The following is a 23,147-nucleotide window of genomic DNA, read 5'->3' as shown; positions in this document are numbered from 1 at the left end:
AGGCGCAGCCCAACCTAGGCATCGCTAAATTATTACTAAGTTATATTACATTATCTTGCCAAATAAGCATATTGTCTATTTTACAAGAAGTATAAGTGCGATCGCTTTGGGCGGGTGTGCGATCGCACTTGGGGCAGCAGCCATATTGAAAAACTGGAGATGTGTTGTTTACACATGGTTATGGGGAATTAAGTAAAGTTTGCATTTCCTGTGCATCCCTTGTCATTCCCAAGCGCTCAAAACTATTAATAGCCTGAGTTGACAATTCACAAGCTTTCTGGACACTTCCCCACCTTCTCTCCCAACGGGCAAGAGAACGTTGATAACGAGCTAGACGCCGCTTATTATTGCTGCTTTCGGCAACAGTTAAGCCTTGAATTAATAGCTTTTGAGCTTCATCGCGATCGCCTTGTTCAATGGCAATATCAGCAAGCCAATTTTGAGCAGAATTAATCACCCGATGCCAATGAATTTTTTCTGCACTTTTCATCACATCTTGAAATAGCTTCTTAGTTAACAAATATTCACCTTCTAAATAAAAGATTTCAGCCCGATGATAAAGCACGGGAATAAAATAGCGGATGTGCTGTCGCTCCTCTAGATTCGCCTCAATCACCAATTTTTCTTCTACCGCTAGCCAGTGGCGTGCATCTGTATAATTATTCTGTCGGATTCGCAGTCTAGCCACACTTTCGGCTAAGTCAGCTTGAACGCATGAATCTGCATGGTCGCGTAAAACCCATGCCCTCTGCAATATTTCGTCTGCTTGTGTGAGACTTTGGGGCGAACACTCCCGAATTAGCAGCCAGGTTTTGCGGATCATGAATTTTACTAAAGATGACCATTCACCACGTAGTTCTGATTGTTCTATCAGCCATTGCAACCAATCGAGGCGATCGTCCCAATAAGCATAGAGATTGGCGTAGTGGTTCAAGAGCAACCATAAATCCCTAACTTCTGCATAATGGTCTTGGTTTTTACACCAATAAAGTACTGCCCGTAGATTTCCTTCCTCTTCCTTTAACCTGTTGTAATGTATCCATTTTTCCCAATCTTCTCCGCCGTAACTGTAAGCAAAATCTAGATACCATCTCACCCAATGCATCCGTGCTTCTCTCTCAAAATCTGGGTAAGCAGCTAATTGTGCTAAAGCATACTCACGAGTCAGAGAGAGCATTTCATATCGCTTAGTCTCTGGGTTCAGATTCACTAACGAGAGTTGCTGCAAACGTACCAAGCCATTACTGACAGAATCAGGAGTAGATGTCAGTCCAGCAACTTCAGCCACAGCCGCTTGGATAGGAGCGTCAGGAAAAATTGCCAGTGACATGAGTAACTTGTGTGGTGGCTGTCCCTTCGTACCTTGCACAGATTGATCAAAGCAAAAACGAGCCACATCGCCTGTAGCGGAGGCTAACTGCTCCAATACGAAGTTTAAAGGGTAGCCACTGGAAACTTGACCAAGTGCGTAGACAATAGCGAGAGGGATTCCTCCAGTGCGATCGTAGAGTAAGCTAGAGTCTTCATCTTGGATAGTTATATTTTTCTCTTCAGCTTGTTGCTGAATCAACTGCAAACCATCATTCAGAGGCAAGTTTCGCAGACTGATTGGCAGCAGGGCAATTCGTTCGCGGGTAGTAATTACTACTTTGACGCAAATGGGTAAATTGTAGAGGAATTCTATAACCTCATCCCTGTCCTCTATAGTCTCCATGTTGTCCACAATCAGAAGCGTTCGCTGTTTAGAAAGACATTGGCGTACACGTTCAAATTGATCATTGGGAGGAGATTGAATAATTGTAGAGTCGTTTAAGGCATTGGCAATTACTCGAAAAATCTCGCGCAAGTTACGCTGTCCTTGCTGCCGTTGCAAAATCATATCGGGAATCAGTTCTTGTTGTTTGGCTGAAGTGAAAATAATTGCATCAAATTTAGGTGCATCAGAACTGTTTTCGTTACTAGCTTCTAAGCACAGATAAGCAGCTGCTAACACCAGCGCCGTTTTCCCTACGCCACCAATGCCATGTACTGTAATCATGTGAGCGCCATGCATCGGCGAAAGGCGTTCCAGTAGCTTTTTCATATCTGCCTCGCGCCCAATAAATTCTGTGTAGGTTGGTGATGGCAGATTGTGGGGAATAGAGGCGCTTTCAGTACTAGATGCAGCAACACCTCTGCGATATCCATATCTCTCTAGAATGCAAATAAGGTTGCTTGACTTAACGCTGTTGTTTGGTTCTCCTGTCAAAGTTTCAATATCTCGATAGATATTGCTCAATCCCACTCTTACACCAGCATTATCTCTGTACAAATCCTGACTTATCTTTGTCAAGCTATACCCACATAGCAACCCAAGTAACAAGTCTTTCTTAGAATTTTGCCTGTATCGTTCTTGAATTTTAGACTCCAAGTCAGTCAGTAAACGATCTATATCCCAGTCGTGTAAAACCTTTTGATACCAGGCTTTAGACAGATTCCCACGCTCTGACTGATCTGACATAAATATCACCCTATTAGTTCTGTTGTTAAATGTTGATTAGCAACATTTTAACTAACAAAACTTTGAGTATGTTGTATTAGTAATTTTTCACTAACAAATTTTTAACATTGTTAATTACCTTATTTAGGGTCAATTTAGTAGGCTAATTACTAAGTTCATAATTCTTGGTAACAGGCTGCGTATAAATGCAACATCTATCCTAATAACCAACCAAAAACTCAGACTGAATTATCGCTTTCAATTCTGACAACAAAGGAGTACTGAATGAATAAACTAATTCAAACTGTAAGTATCTTAGTTGGTCTAAAGCAAGCTCGACTTTATTTCCCTGAAGAAAAACAAGTCTGTGTATTTAATAAACTTCCGACACTTTACCGTGAGTTTACACCAAAATCTGTACAAGAATCAATCAACGAATTGCAAGAGCGATTAAAAACTCAAGATTTACTTGCAGAGATTACTGGTAAATTTGACTTAGAGACAGATGAGGCAGTAAAAGAATTTCAAAAAAGAAATAATCTTCTAGCAGATGGAGTGGTTGGCCCACTGACATGGGCTTGTCTTTTGTATCCAAAACTTTCTCGTAGTCAAAAAACTAAGTCCCCAGAATTAAGGAATGCGGTTAAGGAACTGCAAACTATCCTTTATGATGAAGGATTTTTGAAAAAAGAACCTACTAGCTATTTTGACAGTGCAACAGAAAGAGCGGTGAAACGCTTTCAAAGAATTTATGGATTGAAGAATGATGGCATTGTTGGGGCAGCAACTTGGGCAGTATTGCTGGGAATGCGACAAAAAATTGATAAAAGCTTTCCGAGGTTAATTTATTTTTTGTCGCCGCAATCATGGTTTTTATGGGAGCAATTTTTGATGATTTGTTGCATCCTATTGGGTATTTATTATAGTCCTATACCAGGTCAGACTCCTAAATTCACTACTGCCTTAGCAACTGCCTATGGACTCACCTGTGTAGTACCTTTTCTGTTAGAAAATTTACCAATGAAGCCTTCACTTAAGCCTAGCTTATCTCTCTTGCAATATGCTCCTTATGTATTAACTGGTATCTTTTGGAAACCAATTATCAATTTCTTGGGGCAATTGTTTAATTAACCATTCGATTAATGAGCGATCAAATTTTTGCGTTATGCCTTTAAAAAATTGCGATCGCTTCTGTCCGAGGTAAGCGATCGCACTTTTTGAGAAGTACAACATAAATACATCACTCTAATCGCTCCCGCACTTCATAGTCACCTTGGGGATATCTCACCAGAGGATCATCTTGCAGACAACCAGGCGTCTGTTCAAAAAAACCAGGAGGCCACCCCAATTCTTCAGGTGTTTTTACCTGCACTGGTGCTTCAATGTTAACTTTTGCTGCAAACACCTTCAGAGCATCAACAATTACTTCCTCTGGCGAAGCATACTTACCACTTTCAATCTGAGTTTGGATGAATTACTCTATTTCTGGATTTAAGAACACATTCATAGATTTATTTTCAAGGGTGCTTTTCCATAACTATTTTAGTCTGAGGTGAGATCGTAACTGAAAATTAGGCTGTTATTTATATGTTTTGGCTCAAAAGTGCGATCGCACATCGAAAAAACCCTAATCTTACCCATCGCTGAAATAGAAAAACGACCATTCAAAAATTAAATCGCCTTCTTCTTTGCGCTCTTGCGTAACGAAAAAATCAAACAAAGGCGGGTGCGGGGATTGAACCCGCTAATCCCCACAATGGTGGAGACATAACCGATAACCCTAATTCTTCGGCCCCGAAAGGCAAGTTGCGAACAAGGATAACCCGCCATGAAGTATGAAGGATAAAGTGTTTCATCCTTTACCCTTCAGCAATATCTACAATTCACCCGTAGCTAGCATTTGGATGATCCGAGGCGTACCTGGATCGAATCCTGCCAAATCCCAAGACAGCGAATCTTCAGGATCTACCAAAGTAATTTGGTAAGGTGTCAAGGTGACATACACCGCCTTGACGTTAGGATTTACCTTTTTGCGGTACTCCTTCAGCGCTTGACTTGGATGCTTATACCCAGCCCAGCTTTCCGAGTCAGTCCAAAAGCAGACAACATCCGCCTTGAACTTATTCTTAATCATCCAGTCATAAGCCACAGATGCATCCGTTCCACCAAAGTTTTGGTTGCTAGCTTTGCGAACCGCAGAACTAAAACTATCTTTGGCGGTGATACCCAATTCCCGGAATTCGGTAGCAAAGCCGCGAATCATGTAGTTTTTCTCTGCTTTTGCTGTCACCAGCGCCATTGTGGTGGCAATTTCACAGCAAGTTAGTCCCATATCTGCAACCATGCTACCCATAGAACCAGAAACGTCTACGGCGTGCATGAACACTTTACCTGTGGGTTGCACAACATCAAAAGACAGTTCAACCGCCTTTTCTAATATGTCTACAATCCGAGGAACTGGATTCCAAGTTTTCTTACTGCGTCCTAATGTTCCACCAGATTCATAAGTTTTGAGTGCTTTCAAAACATCAATAGGATGGATGCGACCTTTACGCAGATGTTCTCTACGATTAAGAACTGCTTCCACTTGCAGCAAATTAGCGTTTTCATCGGCTCGTAACACACCCAGTTCAGTTAAAGAACCTAAGTTACGTAACATTGCACCTATTGGCATTTCCTGAAATAGCAGCTGCCAAGCAAGCTTATCCATTTTGCCCACAGGTGCAGCCATTTCGTGGGTTAAGCGTCCTTGGGAAATAGCTTCATGGGTTTGGGTGGGATTCCGCTTGAGCCACTCATACCACCAAATCTGCGCCAATGCCTCTGAGGGGATGTCTGCTGGCAATTCTTCCCAGCCTCTAACTACCCACTCAAATAGTTGACGGTGATTTTCTGTAGGCGGTTTGACATGGAACAACCGCAACGCATCTCGGTGGGAGAAGCCTTGACGCTGTTGATATTTCAACAGTTGATAAGCCAAGCCTTTGACATCTTCCCTTGAGAGCCAAGTTTTACCAGCTTCCCGCACTACTTTGCCAAATCCCCGCAGAGATTTGGTGTAGTTCAGCCATTCGTAGAAGTGGCTACCAGTACGGACAATTTGCGGGAAGATTTCACCAAATGCCTGTTTTGCTTCTGGTGTTTCACCCATAGACAGCAGCACCAAAGCTAATATAGGCGCACTGTTATTGATGGCGCGTCCATCGCTAGCATATAGAATTTCTTCTGCTACACGACCAGGATTTTCGGCAACAGCTTGTCTGACAACTGTTACAAAATCTTCAGTTAATTCCTGTTTACCAGCGTAGTAAGTGCTTTTTGCTGTGCCAACCAACAAACAACGGCGCAGCATCTTCCAAATGCCAGCATCAAACATCCAGCCGCCGGAACCTCCCTGAATCATCTCTGCTTCTCGTCCGGGGATGGGCTGATTTTGTGGTGTAGTTGTCTTCTTTTTAGTGAAAAAATTGTAATTCATCGCTTCATCTCCCGGCCCTTGCGGGCAAAAATGAAAGGTGGCAGAGCGAGATTTGTAGCTTGCTTCCCGTAGGGTACCTGCGACATCCGGCTTATCAGGCGATAACCCTAATTCGTCGGCCTTTTCAGGCAAGGTGTGAACAAGGATGTTTTTCGGCGCTCTACCAACTGAGCTATCTGCCACATGAAAATTTTGGATTTTGGATTTTGGATTTTAAATTTAATCCAAAATTATTTGGTGTAGTGGAGCGGGATTTGAACCCGCGACCTCTCGAACCCTAATCGATAACCCTAATTCGTCGGCCTTTGCAGGCAAGGGGTGAACAAGGATGTTTAGCGCTCTACCAAACTGAGCTACCCACCACATGAAATTTTAGATTTTAGATTTTGAATTTTGGATTTTAAATTTAATCCAAAATTATTTGGTGTAGTGGAGCGGGAATCGAACCCGCGACCTCCCGCTTGGCAGGCGATAACCCTCAATTCTTCGGCCTTTTCAGGCAAGGGGTGAATAAGGATGTTTAGGCGCTCTAACCACTGAGCTACCCACCACATATAAAGTTATGAGTTAAGAGTGAGGAGTTATGAGTTAAACATTTAAAATTTGTCACTCAGCACTCTATTTTGCTGTAGCGAAGTAGGATTTTTACCTACACCTCCAGAAGTTTGATCAAGGGTGTTTTAGTTATATGCGATAACCCTCGATACGTCGGCCCTTCCGGGCAAGGTGGGCGCTCTGCCATTTGAGCTATCCGCTACTGGTGAAAGCTAACTCCCTAATGAAAGTTGACTTGTATTATTAATGTAGTATATGTATTATTTGTTGTCAAGAGGGTGGCAAGCTAATTTATAGAGTTGTTGATTGAGTTGAAATGAAGACAGGAGGCAGGAGGCAGAAGGCAGGAGGCAGAAGGGAAGAATTTGGTGGGGATTCAAACCCCCACCTTCAGGAGTGGCACTGAATCAGAGATTTCAGTGGGGCACTCAAACCCAAGCTCGCTCCGGTCGCGGCAAAGGACAGGAGGTAGTATTCCTCCTGCCTCCTGCCCTCTGCCTTTCTTGTTGTATTCTCTCTGGGAAAAAATTCTGCGCGTAGTTTACCGCCGTAAGCATCGCAGACCAAAGCCTATAACACCTACTGAAGAAAGCTTTTGCCGGCAATTTTGCCGCAACTTTGCCAAAAGATACAAAAAAGTGTGCCAATTTTTGCCAATATAATAATATTATTTCTCAAAATTCACTTGGCAAAAATCGGCATGAGTGAGAAACCCATAGAAGATAACGGCAAGGCTTTTCTCGTTCTACTTTTGCCCATCTCGTTTTTGATTATTTTCCTGGTTGCCACATGGAGAATTTTACTAGCGCTAATTGTGCTGGTAATTGGCTTCAAGCTTTGGCAGGAATATCAATGGCAACAGTGGACTCATCGAGTTAACCCCATTTTTCATCAGTTAGTTCGCGAAAATCAAGGCAGACTTACGCCAATGGACTTGGCAATCAAGGGCAATTTTCCTGGAACGACGGCAAAACGCTACTTGGATGGTAAAGCTTCGGAATTTGGTGCCAGTATAGTCAACTCTGAAGAGGCGGGGCAGTCTTATTACTTTATAACTGCCAGCATTCTTGGCAATATTCTTGACAGTAGTGAGCCTGTTAAAGAACTTCCGGCTCAAGCAGTTACTAAAACTGCGCGATCGCTCTTAGCACCACCACCACCAACCCCACAGGAGGAAGAACCAGAAACAGAATCACTCCCACAGCCAACTCATGAGGAAGCTAAACGATCGCTGGAAAAACAGTTAATTTTTGGCTCTCTGATCCAATCTGAACTTGCTAAACGGCTAAATGTCTATTCCAGCACGGTTTATAAACGGCGAAATGATCCAGAGTTTCCAGAGTGGAGTCGCAGCAAAGACCCTGATGGCATTGCCTGGACATACTCGGAAAAAACTAAGGAGTTTTTCCCAGTGGAGGAAGAAGGATAACAATTCAAAATTCAAAATTCAAAATTCAAAATTAGAATTTTGGAATTTTTGTTTGTAAACCCACAGCTTCGTTGATGGAATTTAATCCGTTTTGTTCTAGTAGAACAAGTAAACCTGCTAAAATTCGGCGTACCATCAGTGGGCCTTCGTAAATCCAGCCAGTATAAACCTGAATCAAACTAGCACCAGCAGTAATTTTCTCCCAAGCATCTTCAGGAGAAAAGATGCCACCAACGCCAATAATCGGGATTTGTCCTTGGGTTTGCTGCCAAATAAAACGAATTACCTCAGTGGAGCGATCGCGCAATGGTTCACCACTAATTCCGCCAGCTTCTTCCTGGGGTGATTTGCCTGTTTGGTCAATCACCTGGGTTTTCAGTCCATCACGGCTGATGGTGGTGTTAGTCGCAATAATTCCCGCCAGTTGGTAGGTTTTAGCAAGAATTATAATGTCAGCGATCGCTTCCCATGATAAATCTGGCGCTATCTTGACAAAAAATGGTTTTTGTGCAGTATTTTCTTGTTGTAATAAATCTAAGATGGCACTGAGCATAGAAGCATCTTGGAGCGATCGCAATCCTGGTGTATTGGGAGAAGAGACATTAACAACAAAATAGTCTCCCAAATCCTTGAGTAAGCGAAAACTATCGAGATAATCCTGTGCGGCTGCTTCTAGGGGAGTCACCTTAGATTTACCCAAATTTATCCCTATGGGTATTGACTGAGTTAACTCCTGTTTTTCATGTGTCAAACGTGCCGCCATTGCTGCTGCACCAAGATTATTAAAGCCCATCCGATTGAGAGCAGCTTTATCTAACGGTAGGCGAAACAAACGAGGACGCGGATTTCCTGGCTGTGCGTGAAAAGTTACAGTTCCTAGTTCCGCAAAGCCAAAACCCAGATTAGACCAAATGCCAGCAGCGACTCCATCCTTATCAAAGCCAGCTGCTAACCCTACAGGATTTGGAAAGTTTAGCCCAAACAAATTTTGTTCTAGGCGGGAATCGTACAGACATAAAGATTTTTGTAAGCGTTGGTTTGCCCAACTAGCAGGGGTTTGCGATAGCCAGCTAAAAGTGCGAATAGTCTGCTGGTGTAACCATTCTGAATCGGTTTTTACCAGATTGAACAAAAGCGGACGAATAGCAAGTTGATAAATATCCATTTTAATCCTTAAAAACTACGCGAATTCGGTAGACCGCCGCGCTTCCTCTTTAGCTTGTTGGAGTTCCTCTTTAGCTTGTTGGAGTTCCTCTTTAGCTTGTCGGAGTTCGTCTTTGGCTTGCCGTGCTTCCTCTCTAACTTGTCGAAGTTCTTCTTTAGCTAGCCGCACTTCTTCAGCAATCTGCCGGGTTACTTCCGCAGAATTTCTCATGTCTTCAGCAATCTGCCGCATTTCTTCGGCAAAATTTCTCATTTCTTCAGCAAGTTGTCGCTGCTCCTCTTGTGAGAATCTGACATCTTCAGCAGCCTCTCGCTCCTTTTCTTGTAAGAGCCTGGTATCTTCAGCAGACTCTCGCTTTTCCTCTGAGATTTGTCTCTGCTCCTCTAGAGCATCGGATGAAGTTTCGCCCATTTCGCTAGCACTCCATAATCTAACTTCAACCAACTCGTTACTTAGAACTTTCAGCAAACACCCGTGGCAATATTACTCAGGGTGCTTTTCTGGGCATCTTATATATTACAAGTTATGTTAACCAATAAATCAGATGGGGCAGCCGCAAAAACCTATAGCCGCCGAACAGCAGATCCTCTCCTTGGGACGTGTCCTCCAGAGCCTCAGAGAAGAAGATGATGTTGACGTTCTGATTGAAACTACTATTTCTTATCTCAAGGAAGAGTTTGACTACAGACTGATTTGGATTGCTCTTTACGATCGCCTAAATCACATATTATTCGGCAAAGGCGGCATTACACCTGATCATGACACGAGCTTTTTACGCCAAAGGGTTGTTCTCAGTCCTGGGGATTTATTAGAGCAAGTGGTGATTGAACAGCATCCCTTGGGTATAGCTGATTTACAAACTGAAATCCGCGCCGCCGAATGGGGAAAAATTGCCGAAAAACTCCACATCCAAGGAACGATTATTTTACCAATTCGCTATAAAGACCGTTGCTTAGGCTTGTTGTTACTGGGTTCAGAACGTTGGGGCTACCTACTGACAGGAGAAACAAAAGCACGTTTGATGATGGTTTTAGGTGAACTGGGAGCAGTGCTTTATCAAAATGAGATGCATAAGCAGCAAAAGCAAACCAAGCGAACTGACGAGCCATTATTAGAATTGCTGGAAAATTTACGCACCCTCAGTAACCTGAATCAAAGACTTGAAGCAGCGGTACAAGCAACTCATAAATTTGTCTCCCCCAACCGAACAAATGTTTACTGGTTTGAGCGGGAAGGGCGCTACTTTTGGTGTCGAATGAGCAATCAACTAGTCAAAATCGATCGCAGTTCCAGCAGTCAGCAAGCGGCGGGAATGACTGTACAAGAGTTGAGCGACTTTTATTATGCTTTGGCAGTTAACCAAATTGTCTCCATTGGTGATGCACGCAGTTCTTTGAAGAGTCATTTTACGGCAAAATTGCTGCAACGGCTAAAAGTGCGATCGCTTCTGGCCGCTCCGATAATCTGGCAAAAGAACTTAGTCGGTTTTCTGGCGGTGGAAAGCAATGAACCTCGCATCTGGACAGAAACAGACAAAAATTTCGTCCAAGGTGTTGCTGGTTTAATCTCACTGGTTGCACCTACCGAAAGTATGGAAAGCACCATCAAACAGATTCAAGAAGATGCCCAACTGACTAGCCAAGTTGCTCAAGGTATCTATAGCGAACATGACCTTCAAGAAACTTTACACAGCTGTGCTAAAAGAGTTTTAGCTCGACTAGGTGCTACCCGCTTTTTGCTGTTGCAGTATGACTCTGAGCAAAATAATTATCAATTTATTTACCAAAGTCAGCCTCATAATCGCCGAGCGTTGACATTTAGCCTCAATATTCTTAAGGAATTAGATGGGCAGCTTTTGCAACGTTCAACTCAAGCGGTGGAGATTGAAAACTTAGATGAAGACTTACGCTTTTTTAACTGGCGTCCCTTGTTGTTAGAGAATGGTGTGCGATCGCTACTTATTTGTAAATGCACTCACGGTCAAATACCAGCACCACTTTTGGTCATCACTCACGAAACCCATCGTTCTTGGACAACTCTGGAAAAAGAGTTGCTGTGGGCTGTCAGTCAACAGATTGGCGTAATTATTCGTCAGTGGCAATTACACAACCGTACCACCCAGCAGCAAAAAACTTCCCAGGCATTTGAGCAATGCCTACGCATCCTGACACAATCCCAGAACAGCATCGAGGTCGAAAAAAAACATTTAGAACGTACAGCACTCGAACAAATAGTATCAATTTTGGGTTGTCCCTTAGCAGTAATGCTATCCTGGTCACCTGGTGAAAGGTGGGCAGAAATTATCCCTGGAGTGATTGACAATAGCCTATTTGGAGTTGTTTCCGATGCATCTATTTCTATTCAGTCTGAAGCTTTAATTCAGTGGGCACTTGCGACAGAGAATTACTTGACTTTGAAGGTAGATAATTTACCCCCGGAAACTCGAAAATGGTTGAACGTTCCAAACAAAAGTCAAATTTTGGTGATGGCATTACGTACCAATGCTGATTATGAAACCACTGGTGTAGTCTTGTTAGTAGACTATCAAGAGCGTCGCTGGTCAGAACAAAACCTCAGTGCGACTGCAACTCTGATTTCTCTATTAGCTTGGTGGCGTCGTGAAAAGCAAATTACCCGACTTTTAGAATCTACAACCGAAGAATTACGACAACTCAACTGGTATAAACATCGGCGTTTAGAGGAAATTCAAAGAATCACGGCGCTTTCCCTTAAACAAATACATGATTTGGGGATTCCTGCTAATGAACTGACTCAGATGCGCTACCAACTATTGCTGCGGCAGTTAGATCATACAGCCACCTCTATGAGTGGAATGCTTAAACTTGAGCATTGGCAGCTACATATTAGTTGGGAAACTATGCCCATAGCCAGTTTACTGAAGCGATCGCTCGAACGGATTGAAAACTTACTTAAACAACAAAAGCTGTGGATTGGTGTACATGGCTTGGGACAACCCATTGATGAGCAAGAGTCGCCAAAGAATTCTTCATTAGTCAGGGGTGTTCCTAGCTCCAGCGCTCAATCTTCAATGGCGATCGCTGGTGATATTGTCAAAATTGAATTAGTTATCCATGAATTATTGGTTACCGCCTGTAACCGTTCTCAAAGCGGTGGCAGAATTGATATTTGGTGTCGCCGTTTAGATGCGACAAAGCCCTCAGATACAAAGCATTATTCTACAAGTGGAGGGGCTGAACATCAGACATCACTAGAACTGTCGATTACATATAATGGTGCGATCGAACCACAGTTATTAACAGAACTACATGATAATACACCCAAGGATGTCCTTGCTCCCTCCAACCTCGACCAACCACCAGCTTTACATCTGCTAATCTGCCAAAATCTCATGCAGGAACTAGGAGGAGAGTTGAATTTCTATCAGTTACCAGATAATCGAGTAGTTAGCCGGTTGCTGTTACCGTTAGTTGGTAATGATTCTTAGTATTGGGTTTTCAACCTGCTAGAGTGCGCTCTGATACTGAGTTTGCTGTAGGTTAAGTTTAAATATTGATTGATGAATAGCGATCGCTAGTTCAATTTTCATCAAATCAAAGGCGGATATTATTATAAAGAATCATCAATTACACTGGTTTAGCCTAGGCGTAGCCCGTCGCAGACATCGCAAAAATTTGACCAGCCAAATACTCATGGCGGAGTTCGCTTTTACTTTCTGCTTTTAAATATTTGGCAACCAAAAAAATGCGAATCGGCGATCGCATAACTTTAAATCTGGTTTCTGGCTATCTCTTTTTAGGAGAGAGTTCAAAAATAAGTCTAAAGATAGATTGACAAAACATTTATTTGCCGAAAATATCCTCCCTTTGTAGCAAACTGGTTATAATTATTTTCCATCTCCCTCAGAAATCAAATTCTCATCTACACAGTATTTATATGGGACGTGTTCGTTCTAAATCTGACCTACCCACAAAAATCTGTCCGGTATGTCAACGTCCTTTCACATGGCGTAAAAAGTGGCAAGATTGCTGGGACGATGTGAAATACTGTTCAGAACGTTGTCGTCGTCGCCGTTCTGAAGCGCAAACTTAAAGGGACTGGGGACTGGGGACTAGGGAATGAATTCTTCCCAATACCCAATCCCTAATACCCAGTCCCCAATGAAACCAACCGCAACACAGACGCAAATAGCGCAAGAGATTAATGGAGTTACAGGTGCAACCTAAATTAATTATTCATGGAGGGGCTGGTAGTTCTCTCCACGGTAAAGGCGGATTGGAGGCGGTGCGCCGATCGCTCCATACAGTCATAGAAGAAGTCTATTCTCTACTATTGTCAGGAGCAACTGCCTCTGAGGCGGTGGTGCAGGGTTGCCAAATGCTCGAAGACAATCCCCGCTTTAATGCTGGTACTGGTTCAGTACTGCAATCTGATGGGCAAATCCGCATGAGTGCTTCTTTGATGGATGGGGCATTAGGGCGGTTTAGTGGTGTAATTAATATTTCGCGGGTGAAAAATCCCATTGAGTTAGCGCAATTTTTACAAAGCTCGCCAGACCGAGTGCTATCAGATTTCGGCTCGGCTGAGTTGGCGCGAGAAATGCAACTTCCCAGCTATAACGCTTTAACTGATTTGCGGTTACAAGAGTGGATGCAAGAGCGCCAAGATAATTTTAAAAGTACAATGGCTGGCGTGGTAGCAGAACCCGAACTTTTAGAAACTAGCAATGCCGGACGCGGTACCATTGGTGTTGTAGCTTTAGATACTTGTGGTAAACTAGCTGCTGGCACTTCTACTGGTGGTAAGGGCTTTGAGCGGATTGGACGGGTAAGTGATTCTGCGATGCCCGCAGGTAATTATGCTACTAGTAATGCTGGTGTGAGTTGTACTGGGATTGGGGAAGATATCATCGATGAGTGTTTAGCTCCCCGGATTGTGGTGCGTGTTACTGATGGTATGTCCCTGAAGGATGCTATGCAGCGCTCCTTTGGAGAAGCGCACCACAACAAACGAGATTTGGGAGCGATCGCTTTAGATGTGAGTGGAGCGATCGCTTGGGGTAAAACTAGCGAAATCTTACTCGCCGCCTACCACGACGGCGAAAAAGTTGGTGACACCTTGGAATGGAATGATAATGAATTGATTGGCTATTGTTGAATCAGTTCCAGTGCTTCGGCTAAAGTTTCTTGCTGGTCAACCATTTCAGCTAATTCTTGGGCTTCATAACGCCCCTCAAAAGCTTCTAGCGCCGCTCTTTTCAGTGCCACTTGATATCCTTGTTGCAGAATATCGATTAATTCTGCTTGATTCAAGTAAAACCCACCGGATTTGCGGCGCTTGTTTATTTTGTTGATTTCCCGCACTGTATTTTCTATCGAAACATCCCAAGAGCGAGTAGAACGTTTTTCAGCCTTTTGTCTAATTAAATGGATGAGCAGAATTACACCATAACTATCAATTTTATTGATTTTGTCACTGAGGCTCATTTCTTCTAACTCATCCACCAACAGCAGCGCCTCATGGATTTTGCCTTGTTCTAGAAATTGCCTCAGTTCTAGCAATTCTTCCATCTGCTAAGTCACCTCAAAAAGAGCGCGTGGCAATCCTGACTGGCGAATAATTTTTCCTCATCTTTTACCTTTAGTTAAATCAGCTAATCTGATGATTTAATTATCGCTTTATTGGCTTTTCTTGCGCCAAGCTGGTTTCACTACCTGACGGCTACGGGCAATCACCAGAGAATTATCAGGCACATCTTCTGTGACTGTAGAACCAGCTGCAATATAGACATCATCTCCCAAGGTAAGTGGAGCTACTAAAACACTATTAGCACCAGTTTTTGTGCGATCGCCTATTTTGGTACGATGTTTCTTCACGCCGTCATAATTGGCAGTAATTGTACCGGCACCAATATTCACCTGATTGCCGACAACGGTATCACCTATATAGGACAAATGGGCTGCATTTGTGCGATCGCCTAATTGCGTATTTTTCAATTCCACAAAATTCCCGACACGGCAACCAGCACCCACTTCTACGTTACCGCGCAAATGAGCATAGGGGCCAATTCGGCTGCCTGTCTGCACAGTGCTATGTGTTACTACTGAATACTGGACTGTGACGTTTTCAGCTAACTGGCTATTTTCAATTAAACTACCTGGCCCAATGTGACTTCCTGTTTGAATCACAGTATTTCCCCGTAGGTGAGTTTGGGGTTCAATAATTACATCCGGTTGCAATTCTACAGTTTCATCAATGGTGATGCTTGTAGGATCGATGAGGGTAACACCCGCTAGCATCCATTTTTCTTTGACTCGTTTTTGCAAAATTTCGGATGCTGTTGCCAGTTGCAAGCGATCGTTGATGCCGAGAATTTCTTGGTAATCTTCCACATCCACTGCCATAACTTTTCCTACCTGAGTTACGGCATCGGTAAGATAGTATTCTTTTTGGGCATTGTTTGCCTGTAGATGGGGAAGCACTTTTGCCAAATCTGGCCAGCGGAAGCAGTAAACTCCAGCGTTAATGCGGTGATTTTGTCTTTGGGCAGCACTACAATCCTTATGTTCGACCATTTGCTGCACAATATTTTCATCGTTACAAAAAACGCGCCCGTAGCCGGTGGGATCGGGTAAGTGCGAGGTAAGGATGGTGGCGGCGTTTTGATTTTGGGCGTGAGTTTGTAACATCTGCTTGAGGGTTTCGCTGCGTATTAACGGTAAATCGCCGTTAAGTATCAACAAATCCCCTGTGTAGTCTTCCAAATGAGGCAGTAATTGCTGGATCGCATGACCTGTACCCAATTGCACAGTCTGTTCGACAAACTCCAAACTGGGAATTAAATGCATGGCGGCTTGCACTTCCTCGGACTGATATCCCACAATCACGATTCGCCGTGAGGGCGAAAGTGGTTCTACACTGTCGAGAACTCTCTCTACTAGCGATCGCCCACCCAAAGAATGTAAAACTTTCGGTAAGCGTGATTTCATCCGTGTGCCGCGTCCCGCCGCTAGAATTGCTACAACTACCATAATTAGCTATCAGCTATCAGTGAAATTGTGATTAATGCTGTTGGTACTTTGAATACAGGCTCAAATCATACCAGCTAATTATAGAAGACTGAAATTATCAAAGGAGTCAGAATTTAGGAGTCGGGAAAAATTGACTCAGCAAAGGCGCAAGTTACAACAATAGCTAGAAATTGAAATTATTCCCTACTCTCTTTCTTTTCCATGACAAGAGCGAATAAACTCTGCAAACTGCTGCATTAGTTTGGGATTACGCCAACCGGAATCAGTTTCTTTTTGCATCACTGAAAGTGCTTCTGCTGATGTAAAAGCTTTTTTGTAAGGTCGTTCGCTGGTTAGGGCATCGTAAATATCAATTAACTGAAATACTTGCGCCAGGTAGGGAATATCATCCCCCTTGAGTTTATCAGGGTAGCCTGAGCCATTCCAGCGTTCGTGGTGATGACGAATAATCGGAATTACACCCCGCATACTGCGTAGTGGTTGGCAGATTTTTTCCCCAATCAAAACGTGCTGCTGCATGATTTGCCAATCTTCGGGGGTGAGTTCGCCTTTTTTCAGCAGCACTGCATCGGGAATACCTACCTTACCAATATCGTGGAGATAACCACCCCACTTTAAATCTCGAATTTGGTAGCGTGAGAGGCTGAGGTATTCACCAAAAAATTGTCCCAGTTTTACTAGGCGTTCACAATGGTTGCCCGTATTGGGATCGCGACTTTCAATGGACATGGCAATGGAAAACAGTACTTGTTCGGCATGGTCTAAATCTTCATTCAGACGCTTTTGCCGCACCAAGGATTTTACACGCGCCGACAGTTCCACCCGATCAAAGGGTTTGGTGAGAAAATCATCTGCACCAACCTCAATTCCCCGGATGCGCGATCGCCTGTCATTTAAAGCTGTAATAAAAATCACCGGGATTAGTCTAGTTTGCTCATCCTGTTTAAGCAATTGGCACACTTCAAATCCATCCATTCCTGGCATCATTACATCCAGCAAAATCAAATCTGGCTGTTTTTGAGTTACCAATCCCACAACAATCGAACCACTGTCTGCCTCAATCACTTCGTATCCTTCCATACCCAAGAGGGCAACAGCAGTCATCCGACTGGCGGCATGATCGTCAACTACTAAAACCTTCGGCGGATCTAAATCAAACCCATTCACTTTAGAACCTTTGGCTTGTAGTGTTATAGAAACCCGTGAATCATCACCACAACTAACATCAGCTTTTATCCAAGAAGACAATGCTTGGCTATCTTCAAGCATAAGGTCTTCTTGAGATAAGCCTAAAGAATAACCCTCCACATTTTGCGATCCTACGGTATTATTTGAACCGATACTCTTCACTGTGTTAATGGGGTTTGACCCACTAACAATTTGTTCTGTAAAGCCTGTATGGTTGGATTTCCATTGAATCACAAAGGCACTCCAAGTTTTTGCACAAGTTAACAGTGTTAGATTTCAAAAAAAAATTAATATTCGATTGTATCTGAGCCAGAGTTTTCATAGGGATTATGTGTGATATCAAACTGCCTATCTGAGTTTTTTGCAGTATGTATCTTTTATGTTACGAACAAGGTGTATCTTGTTGTCAAATTTTTTGCTCGTAATTCCAGTATGATGAATTTTCATAAATGTTAAATCAGGTTTTTTACGGAGATTATTTAAGCGAGGAGCGTCAGAAAGCGTTATAATTTAACACTTTATATTGAGATATCGGGTTTTGAGTGTCAAATATTTATGGTAATCATTAGATATAAATATTTTTACTTACTTAGTTATAGCAATACTCAAGTACTGCCAAGCTGAATGTGATATTAAATACTATCATAAAAAGAGGCTATTTGGCTTATGAAAAGGAGTCAGAATTCCGGAGCAAAGCCGGAGACGCTCCGCCTCTGGTCAGAATACCCCATGTCTGAAGTCAGGGGTTTCAAGCAAGGAATACTTTTTTCTCCTCCACGACTGAAGTCGCTTGCTCTAGATCATGATTCATCCACCAGTCGCACAGAATTCAATTCTGTTAGCGGATAACTAAGGTTTAGCCCATTCTGACTCCTGAATTCTTTTTCGGTAAAAACTCGTTGCGTGACTATGTATGTGGATAAAGAAATCAGAAATTTTGCCAAAAATAATGTTTATTTTGTCTGGAATTAAGGACTAACAATGGGGCTTGTAGTTGCTCAGGCGTAGCCTGTCGTAGATATCGTAACCGAACTACAAACTAGTTCCCAAAAAATCTCTAGCTTGTTTTCCTAATAGCCACCTTTTTCGCCAGCCAGAGGTAGGTTCCAGCGAAGAGATTTCTTGCTCTTGTTGTCGCCGCATCACTATGACTTTGGTTGGATCGCTCAATTGAGGATCGCGATAAGGAATAGCAGCACGAGTTAGCAAGTGTTCTTTTTCAGCTTGGGAAAGGGTAGTGAGTGCTGAGTGGTTTTGAGACTCACCACACTGAGAGTGTGCTGCCACAGTACCAGGCGATCGCCTTCCCACGGGTGGGGTAGAACCTATGATCAAGCCAGCAGATAAAAGTGCTGTACGTACAGCAGCAGCACAAGAATAGGTGGCTAATAAACCATCTGGATGTAAGCACAATGACAGCTGTTTAATAAATTCAATAGTCCATAATTGAGGACATTGAGGTGGTGAAAAGGGATCGAGGAAAATTGCATCTGCCCAGAAACCCGACTGATGTACTAGCTTTATCGTAGTTCTAGCATCGCCAATTAGTAGCTTTGCTTTCAGGCGAGGTGTTTGCACTTGATGCTCAAAAGCTAGCTCTTTCAAGATTTCAATATGGTTACAGTTCCAATTGTCGAACAAGTTGTGAGCGATCGCAGCTTGTGATACTGCTGGATTCAGTTCTAAACCGATTACTTCCACACAGCAACTAGGATTCACTGCCCAAATCGTCTGCAAAGCAGCAGCCGTGTTATATCCTAGACCATAACAAATATCCAATAGTCGTAAGACTGGTTTTTGCGCTGTTATAGCCAGTTTAGTCGGTTCCACAAACTTGGAAAAACTCTCCTGCTGCGCTCCATAATGGCTGTGAAAAGATTCACCAAACTCTTGAGAGACAAAGGTGAAAGAACCATCTGCTGTTAGCTTAGGTGTAAAATTCTCTAAGTCTGTCATCTTACAAAAAAACTAAATAATGCCCCATGCCAAATTCCCAATTTGTTGTTTCGCCAACTTGGCTATTTGAACATCTAGATGATCCGCAAGTCGTTATTGTGGATTGTCGCTTTTCCCTAGCCGATCCACAACTAGGACAACAACAGTACCAGACAAGTCATATAAAGGGTTCATATTACCTAGATTTGAATCAGGATCTTTCTAGTCCAGTAGGTAAGCATGGTGGGAGGCATCCTTTACCTAACTCTAATGATATAGCGAAGAAATTTGCGGCGATTGGGGTAAATTACCAAAAAACTTTAGTTGTAGCTTATGATGATTCGCGCTTTGCCTTTGCGGCTCGTCTGTGGTGGCTGTTGCGCTATCTCGGACATGAGCAAGTAGCAGTACTGGATGGAGGCTTTACTGGATGGCAAAAAGCTGGGTATTCTGTTACAGATGTTATTCCTCCCGCCCGAATAGGTACGTTTGTAGCTCAAGTACAAACAGAAAAGGTGGTAGATATTACAGCCGTGAAAAGCCGGAAAGATAGCCACGAGGTAGTATTAGTAGATTCAAGAGAAAGCGATCGCTACCGAGGCGAACGAGAGCCAATTGATAAAATTGCTGGGCATATTCCCGGTGCAGTCAACTATCCCTGGCAAGAAGTTACAGATTCTTCCGGCTACCTACTTCCTCAAGAGGAACAACGCCGTCGCTGGGAAAAGCTAGAAACAGCCGAAGAAATCTTTGTATATTGCGGATCTGGCGTTACTGCTTGCGTAAATTTACTTTCTTTAGAATTAGCTGATATTACCAAAGGTAAACTTTATGCAGGCAGTTGGAGTGATTGGATTAGTTATATGTAGTAATTAATGATTATTTTTTAACAAATGACAAATGACAAATGGCAAATGACAAATTTCAAAACCGACCTAATTGTAAACTGTAATTAATACTGAAGAACCAGCCATCAAAATCAATGTTTTCGGCGGTTGAACTACCCAAACTTGCTCCAGCCTGTAAATTCAGATTACTAGTCTGGGATATTCGGTAATTTAAGTGCCCGAATAGCCGATGAAATTGGTCTTCTCGATCGCGCTGTGTAAAGTCTGAGAAATTACCCTGGTAGTTAATACCAACCTGAAGAGGCTTTTGCAAGTAGTAGTTCAGAGACACCCAAAAGGTATTGATTATCCGACTCCGACTTGGGGGATCAGCAAAATTTACACTCAATTCGTAAAAGCTATCTAGGGTTAATCTTGAAGTTAAGGGATCTCGCCGTCCTAAAGACAGTTGTAGGGAATTCTCATTTAAAAAGCGATCGCCAGCTTTAAAGCCATCTGGGCGATCGCTGTTGTTGGCATAAAATAACTGTTGATTGCTCCAAGTGATTTCTCCATACATCCGCTGGGATAGATGTTGGTAAAGACTGAGATTCAATCTCACCTGGTTGTAATGATATTGTGACTGATTTATGTAACGAATGAGATTGCCATCAATTGAGGCGTTTAAATAAGTCTTAGATGTCAAAGGGAAATATGCAGAGGCTAGTGTCAGTCCAGAAATAATTAAACCATCTTCTATAGGACTATCATCTGAGGAAAAAATATTAGTCGTCTGAAAGTAGCCTACACGCCCCTGTAGGTAGCCTATGGGTTTAAAATTCTTAGGTATGATGGGTTGTTCTATGGGTGGTAGCTGCTGTTCTAGAGGTCGTAACCGCACCCGCAAACCCAATTCGCGATCGCTATCAGACTCAGGTGGTTGTTTTGGCGATCGCAGCAGTTCTATTAGCCTCTCTAGCCTTTGAGAATAATCTATCTCAGGTGTATTTAATAGTTGCTCTTTTGAGTCTGAAGGAGATGTTGGCAAATTACTTGGCTGCGATTCTAGCTGTGGCGGGTCATTTTGCCTTTGAGCATTTTCAATTTCTTCAGTTTGGACTGGAGTTTGAGGTGTTTCTGGTGCTTGCTGTGTCAGATTCAACGGCATCTGAGAGTCTAAAAAATGCGACTCACTCGACTGCTTGCACAAATAGTTAATTGCCTCTTGTTCCAATTTCTGACATAACCGTTTATAACTTACCTGTGTGCTTACTAAACTGTTAGGACGCGAAATATCTGTATTTGCAGATTCTGCCGCATCTACTCTAATGCAACACCAGCTTCCACCACTGGATGCTAATAAAATACAAAAAAACAAATTTTTCCAGTTTTGGAGTCGCATCTGGTTAGATCGCGTTGATCGCGTTTGGCAAATGTAGACCCACAAGCGGTATCGGAAGTTCCGATTCCGAATAGGTAATTGACTGCATCTATTTTAGCCTTGTAGGTATATACTGAAACTACAAACTAAAATTGTTGCTTTTCGGATTTTTTCTCACATTATTTTGTAAAACTGAAATGCCCCTATCAAGTTTTTGCTGAAATTTAGTGAAATATAGCCAGTGAGTAATCTCACAAATATAATCTAGCAACTTCTTGTTATGCATAACTGATAACCCTTTGGCTGAAATGATTAGAGAGGATTATATATAACGTACTCATGATTTAATTGTTTATATCAAATGCTAACTTTTGAATCGGCTACAGACTTTATTGCAAACTAACTAATGTCAGTTTCAGAATAAAAAATAAAATCAACTAAATACATATTAGTAATTTGATTTTATTTCTGAACTTACTTGCGTAGAGAGGTAGCGCAGAAGAGAAAACAAGGTAATAAGATAATATTGATTTTAAAAAACATGATTTATCTAGTTTATTTCTTATCTCCTTTATTTATTAGAAATAAATGAAAAATCAAATAAAGTTAACTAAAAAATCCTGTAAAAATTAGAATTTAGATTAAATATTTATTTTTTTTTGTATTAGTTGAAGCTCAAAAATTATGAAACTATGTTTTATAAATCGTTTCCATTATTGGTGATTAGTTTATGGGCAGTTATAGTACTGCCTTTGCCAAATCGGGTAAGTGCCATAACTCCTCTAACGCGAGCAGAGATTCAGAACCTCCGCAACATCGTACAACTGATACCTAAAGATAAATTGAAGAAACGTCCTGCACGCAAGTTAGATGCAATGACTCCTGGGGATGGGTTGTCAACTGGTAGAGCTTCCCTAGCAGATTTACGTTTCAATGATGGTTCTTTGGCACGAGTTGGAGAACAGGCGTTATTTCAATTTTTACCGAAGACTCGTGACTTTAAACTGTCAAATGGGACTGTGTTGCTGCTCATCCCACCAGGACAAGGACAAACACGTATACAAACACCAAATGCAGCAGCAGCAATTCGTGGTTCAGCATTATTTGTACGCTACGACCAACAAACAGACACCACAATAGTGGGTGCGCTAACAAATAGCGGTATTGAAGTTTCTAACAAGGAAGCTTCTGAAACTCAGGTGTTGGAAGCAGGGCAAATGGTGATTATAGTTAAAGGGAAATTTGATAGGTTATATGATTTTGATCTGAGAAATTTTTATGAAACGAGCCAACTGGTTCGAGAACTTGATTTGAACAGGCAAAGTCCTGTGCCTACACCTGATCCTGCAATCACCAGTGTTCAAGCCGAAACTGTTGAGGCTTTGGAAGCACAGCCACCGATAAAAGGCGAGGGAGTATTTGAAATGAAGCTAACTCCTACACCCGACACCCCAACTAAGATAACATCCGACACCCCAACTAAGACAACATCCGACACCTCAACTAAGACAACATCCGACACCTCAACTGAGACAACATCCGACACCTCAACTGAGACAACACCAGTCACCCCAGTTAAGACAACACCAGTCACCCCAGCTAAGACAACACCAGTCACCCCAGCTAAGACAACACCAGTCACCCCACCCAATTCAACAACACCAACCACACCACCAATACACCCAACACCAGTCACCCCC

21 protein-coding genes and 3 tRNA genes are annotated in these 23,147 nt (G+C 42.6%); 8 read left to right on the top strand and 16 right to left on the bottom strand.

The window, feature by feature from the left end; all coding sequences use genetic code 11:
- Positions 1-55: 55 nt before the first annotated feature.
- The gene (locus RRG12_RS16440; protein WP_420760031.1) at positions 56-196 is read left to right on the top strand and encodes a hypothetical protein; all 141 of its coding nucleotides are present in this window, start codon (positions 56-58) and stop codon (positions 194-196) included.
- Here RRG12_RS16440 and RRG12_RS16435 read toward each other — a convergent pair.
- Positions 179-2,500 (bottom strand): NB-ARC domain-containing protein, encoded by a 2,322-nt coding sequence (locus RRG12_RS16435; protein ID WP_420760030.1) that lies wholly within the window; start codon positions 2,498-2,500, stop codon positions 179-181. The genes RRG12_RS16440 and RRG12_RS16435 overlap by 18 nt on opposite strands.
- A gap of 264 nt (positions 2,501-2,764) precedes the next feature.
- Between RRG12_RS16435 and RRG12_RS16430 the strand changes: the two genes are divergently transcribed.
- On the top strand, positions 2,765-3,610 hold the full coding sequence (locus RRG12_RS16430; RefSeq protein WP_069071135.1) for a peptidoglycan-binding domain-containing protein: 846 nt from the start codon (positions 2,765-2,767) through the stop codon (positions 3,608-3,610).
- Here RRG12_RS16430 and RRG12_RS16425 read toward each other — a convergent pair.
- From RRG12_RS16425 to RRG12_RS16395, 7 genes are all read right to left on the bottom strand, one after another.
- The gene (locus RRG12_RS16425) at positions 3,554-3,712 is read right to left on the bottom strand and encodes a hypothetical protein (RefSeq protein ID WP_420760029.1); all 159 of its coding nucleotides are present in this window, start codon (positions 3,710-3,712) and stop codon (positions 3,554-3,556) included. The genes RRG12_RS16430 and RRG12_RS16425 overlap by 57 nt on opposite strands.
- Positions 3,713-3,719: 7 nt before the next feature.
- Positions 3,720-3,884: a hypothetical protein gene (locus RRG12_RS16420; RefSeq protein ID WP_176727029.1), complete on the bottom strand. Its 165-nt coding sequence runs from the start codon at positions 3,882-3,884 to the stop codon at positions 3,720-3,722.
- Positions 3,885-4,191: 307 nt separating this feature from the next.
- A complete protein-coding gene (locus RRG12_RS16415) occupies positions 4,192-4,335 on the bottom strand; it encodes a hypothetical protein (RefSeq protein WP_420760028.1) in 144 nt (47 codons plus the stop codon).
- A gap of 20 nt (positions 4,336-4,355) precedes the next feature.
- Entirely contained in the window at positions 4,356-5,957 is a 1,602-nt protein-coding gene (locus RRG12_RS16410) for a TROVE domain-containing protein (RefSeq protein ID WP_420760027.1), read from the bottom strand.
- Between the two features lie 37 nt (positions 5,958-5,994).
- Positions 5,995-6,139: transfer RNA gene (locus RRG12_RS16405), tRNA-OTHER, on the bottom strand.
- A 53-nt stretch (positions 6,140-6,192) separates the two neighbouring features.
- Positions 6,193-6,321, bottom strand: a tRNA-OTHER gene (locus RRG12_RS16400).
- 58 nt (positions 6,322-6,379) lie between these two features.
- Positions 6,380-6,509: transfer RNA gene (locus tag RRG12_RS16395), tRNA-OTHER, on the bottom strand.
- Between the two features lie 703 nt (positions 6,510-7,212).
- Here RRG12_RS16395 and RRG12_RS16390 point away from each other — a divergent pair.
- A complete protein-coding gene (locus tag RRG12_RS16390) occupies positions 7,213-7,941 on the top strand; it encodes a hypothetical protein (RefSeq protein WP_420760026.1) in 729 nt (242 codons plus the stop codon).
- A 31-nt stretch (positions 7,942-7,972) separates the two neighbouring features.
- Here the strand turns inward: RRG12_RS16390 and RRG12_RS16385 are convergent, their stop codons facing one another.
- Together RRG12_RS16385 and RRG12_RS16380 are read right to left on the bottom strand one after the other, a co-directional pair.
- Complete coding sequence (locus tag RRG12_RS16385; RefSeq protein ID WP_420760025.1) at positions 7,973-9,106, bottom strand: quinone-dependent dihydroorotate dehydrogenase; 1,134 nt, start codon at positions 9,104-9,106, stop codon at positions 7,973-7,975.
- Between the two features lie 15 nt (positions 9,107-9,121).
- Complete coding sequence (locus tag RRG12_RS16380; protein WP_420760024.1) at positions 9,122-9,550, bottom strand: hypothetical protein; 429 nt, start codon at positions 9,548-9,550, stop codon at positions 9,122-9,124.
- A gap of 100 nt (positions 9,551-9,650) precedes the next feature.
- Between RRG12_RS16380 and RRG12_RS16375 the strand changes: the two genes are divergently transcribed.
- Positions 9,651-12,572 carry a GAF domain-containing protein gene (locus RRG12_RS16375; RefSeq protein WP_420760023.1) on the top strand — a complete coding sequence of 974 codons (2,922 nt, stop codon included), beginning with the start codon at positions 9,651-9,653 and terminating at the stop codon, positions 12,570-12,572.
- A gap of 154 nt (positions 12,573-12,726) precedes the next feature.
- On the opposite strand, the gene RRG12_RS16370 is transcribed toward RRG12_RS16375, so the two are convergent.
- Positions 12,727-12,849, bottom strand: coding sequence for a hypothetical protein (locus tag RRG12_RS16370; RefSeq protein WP_420760022.1), 123 nt, complete (start codon positions 12,847-12,849; stop codon positions 12,727-12,729).
- 172 nt (positions 12,850-13,021) lie between these two features.
- Between RRG12_RS16370 and RRG12_RS16365 the strand changes: the two genes are divergently transcribed.
- Positions 13,022-13,177, top strand: coding sequence for a DUF2256 domain-containing protein (locus tag RRG12_RS16365; RefSeq protein ID WP_084227147.1), 156 nt, complete (start codon positions 13,022-13,024; stop codon positions 13,175-13,177).
- 111 nt (positions 13,178-13,288) lie between these two features.
- Entirely contained in the window at positions 13,289-14,242 is a 954-nt protein-coding gene (locus RRG12_RS16360; protein WP_420760021.1) for an isoaspartyl peptidase/L-asparaginase, read from the top strand.
- Here RRG12_RS16360 and RRG12_RS16355 read toward each other — a convergent pair.
- From RRG12_RS16355 to RRG12_RS16340, 4 genes are all read right to left on the bottom strand, one after another.
- Entirely contained in the window at positions 14,233-14,655 is a 423-nt protein-coding gene (locus RRG12_RS16355) for a DUF29 family protein (protein WP_420760020.1), read from the bottom strand. The two genes, RRG12_RS16360 and RRG12_RS16355, sit on opposite strands and share 10 nt — an antisense overlap.
- A gap of 108 nt (positions 14,656-14,763) precedes the next feature.
- The gene (gene glmU, locus RRG12_RS16350) at positions 14,764-16,116 is read right to left on the bottom strand and encodes a bifunctional UDP-N-acetylglucosamine diphosphorylase/glucosamine-1-phosphate N-acetyltransferase GlmU (protein WP_420760019.1); all 1,353 of its coding nucleotides are present in this window, start codon (positions 16,114-16,116) and stop codon (positions 14,764-14,766) included.
- A gap of 183 nt (positions 16,117-16,299) precedes the next feature.
- Positions 16,300-17,538, bottom strand: a complete 1,239-nt coding sequence (locus RRG12_RS16345) for a response regulator (RefSeq protein WP_069071124.1) — start codon at positions 17,536-17,538, stop codon at positions 16,300-16,302.
- Between the two features lie 798 nt (positions 17,539-18,336).
- Positions 18,337-19,260, bottom strand: coding sequence for a tRNA (5-methylaminomethyl-2-thiouridine)(34)-methyltransferase MnmD (locus RRG12_RS16340; protein WP_420760018.1), 924 nt, complete (start codon positions 19,258-19,260; stop codon positions 18,337-18,339).
- Between the two features lie 26 nt (positions 19,261-19,286).
- Here RRG12_RS16340 and RRG12_RS16335 point away from each other — a divergent pair, with 26 nt between their 5' ends.
- Entirely contained in the window at positions 19,287-20,108 is an 822-nt protein-coding gene (locus tag RRG12_RS16335; RefSeq protein WP_420760017.1) for a sulfurtransferase, read from the top strand.
- 55 nt (positions 20,109-20,163) lie between these two features.
- On the opposite strand, the gene RRG12_RS16330 is transcribed toward RRG12_RS16335, so the two are convergent.
- Positions 20,164-21,468 (bottom strand): hypothetical protein, encoded by a 1,305-nt coding sequence (locus RRG12_RS16330; protein ID WP_420760016.1) that lies wholly within the window; start codon positions 21,466-21,468, stop codon positions 20,164-20,166.
- Between the two features lie 671 nt (positions 21,469-22,139).
- Between RRG12_RS16330 and RRG12_RS16325 the strand changes: the two genes are divergently transcribed.
- Positions 22,140-23,147, top strand: a 1,008-nt coding sequence (locus RRG12_RS16325; protein ID WP_420760015.1) for a FecR domain-containing protein, incomplete at its 3' end; no start/stop codon positions are given.

Source organism: Nostoc sp. CALU 546 (assembly GCF_048836525.1).
Note: the sequence above shows the minus strand (reverse complement) of the source record. Positions and strands in the feature narration are given on the sequence as shown.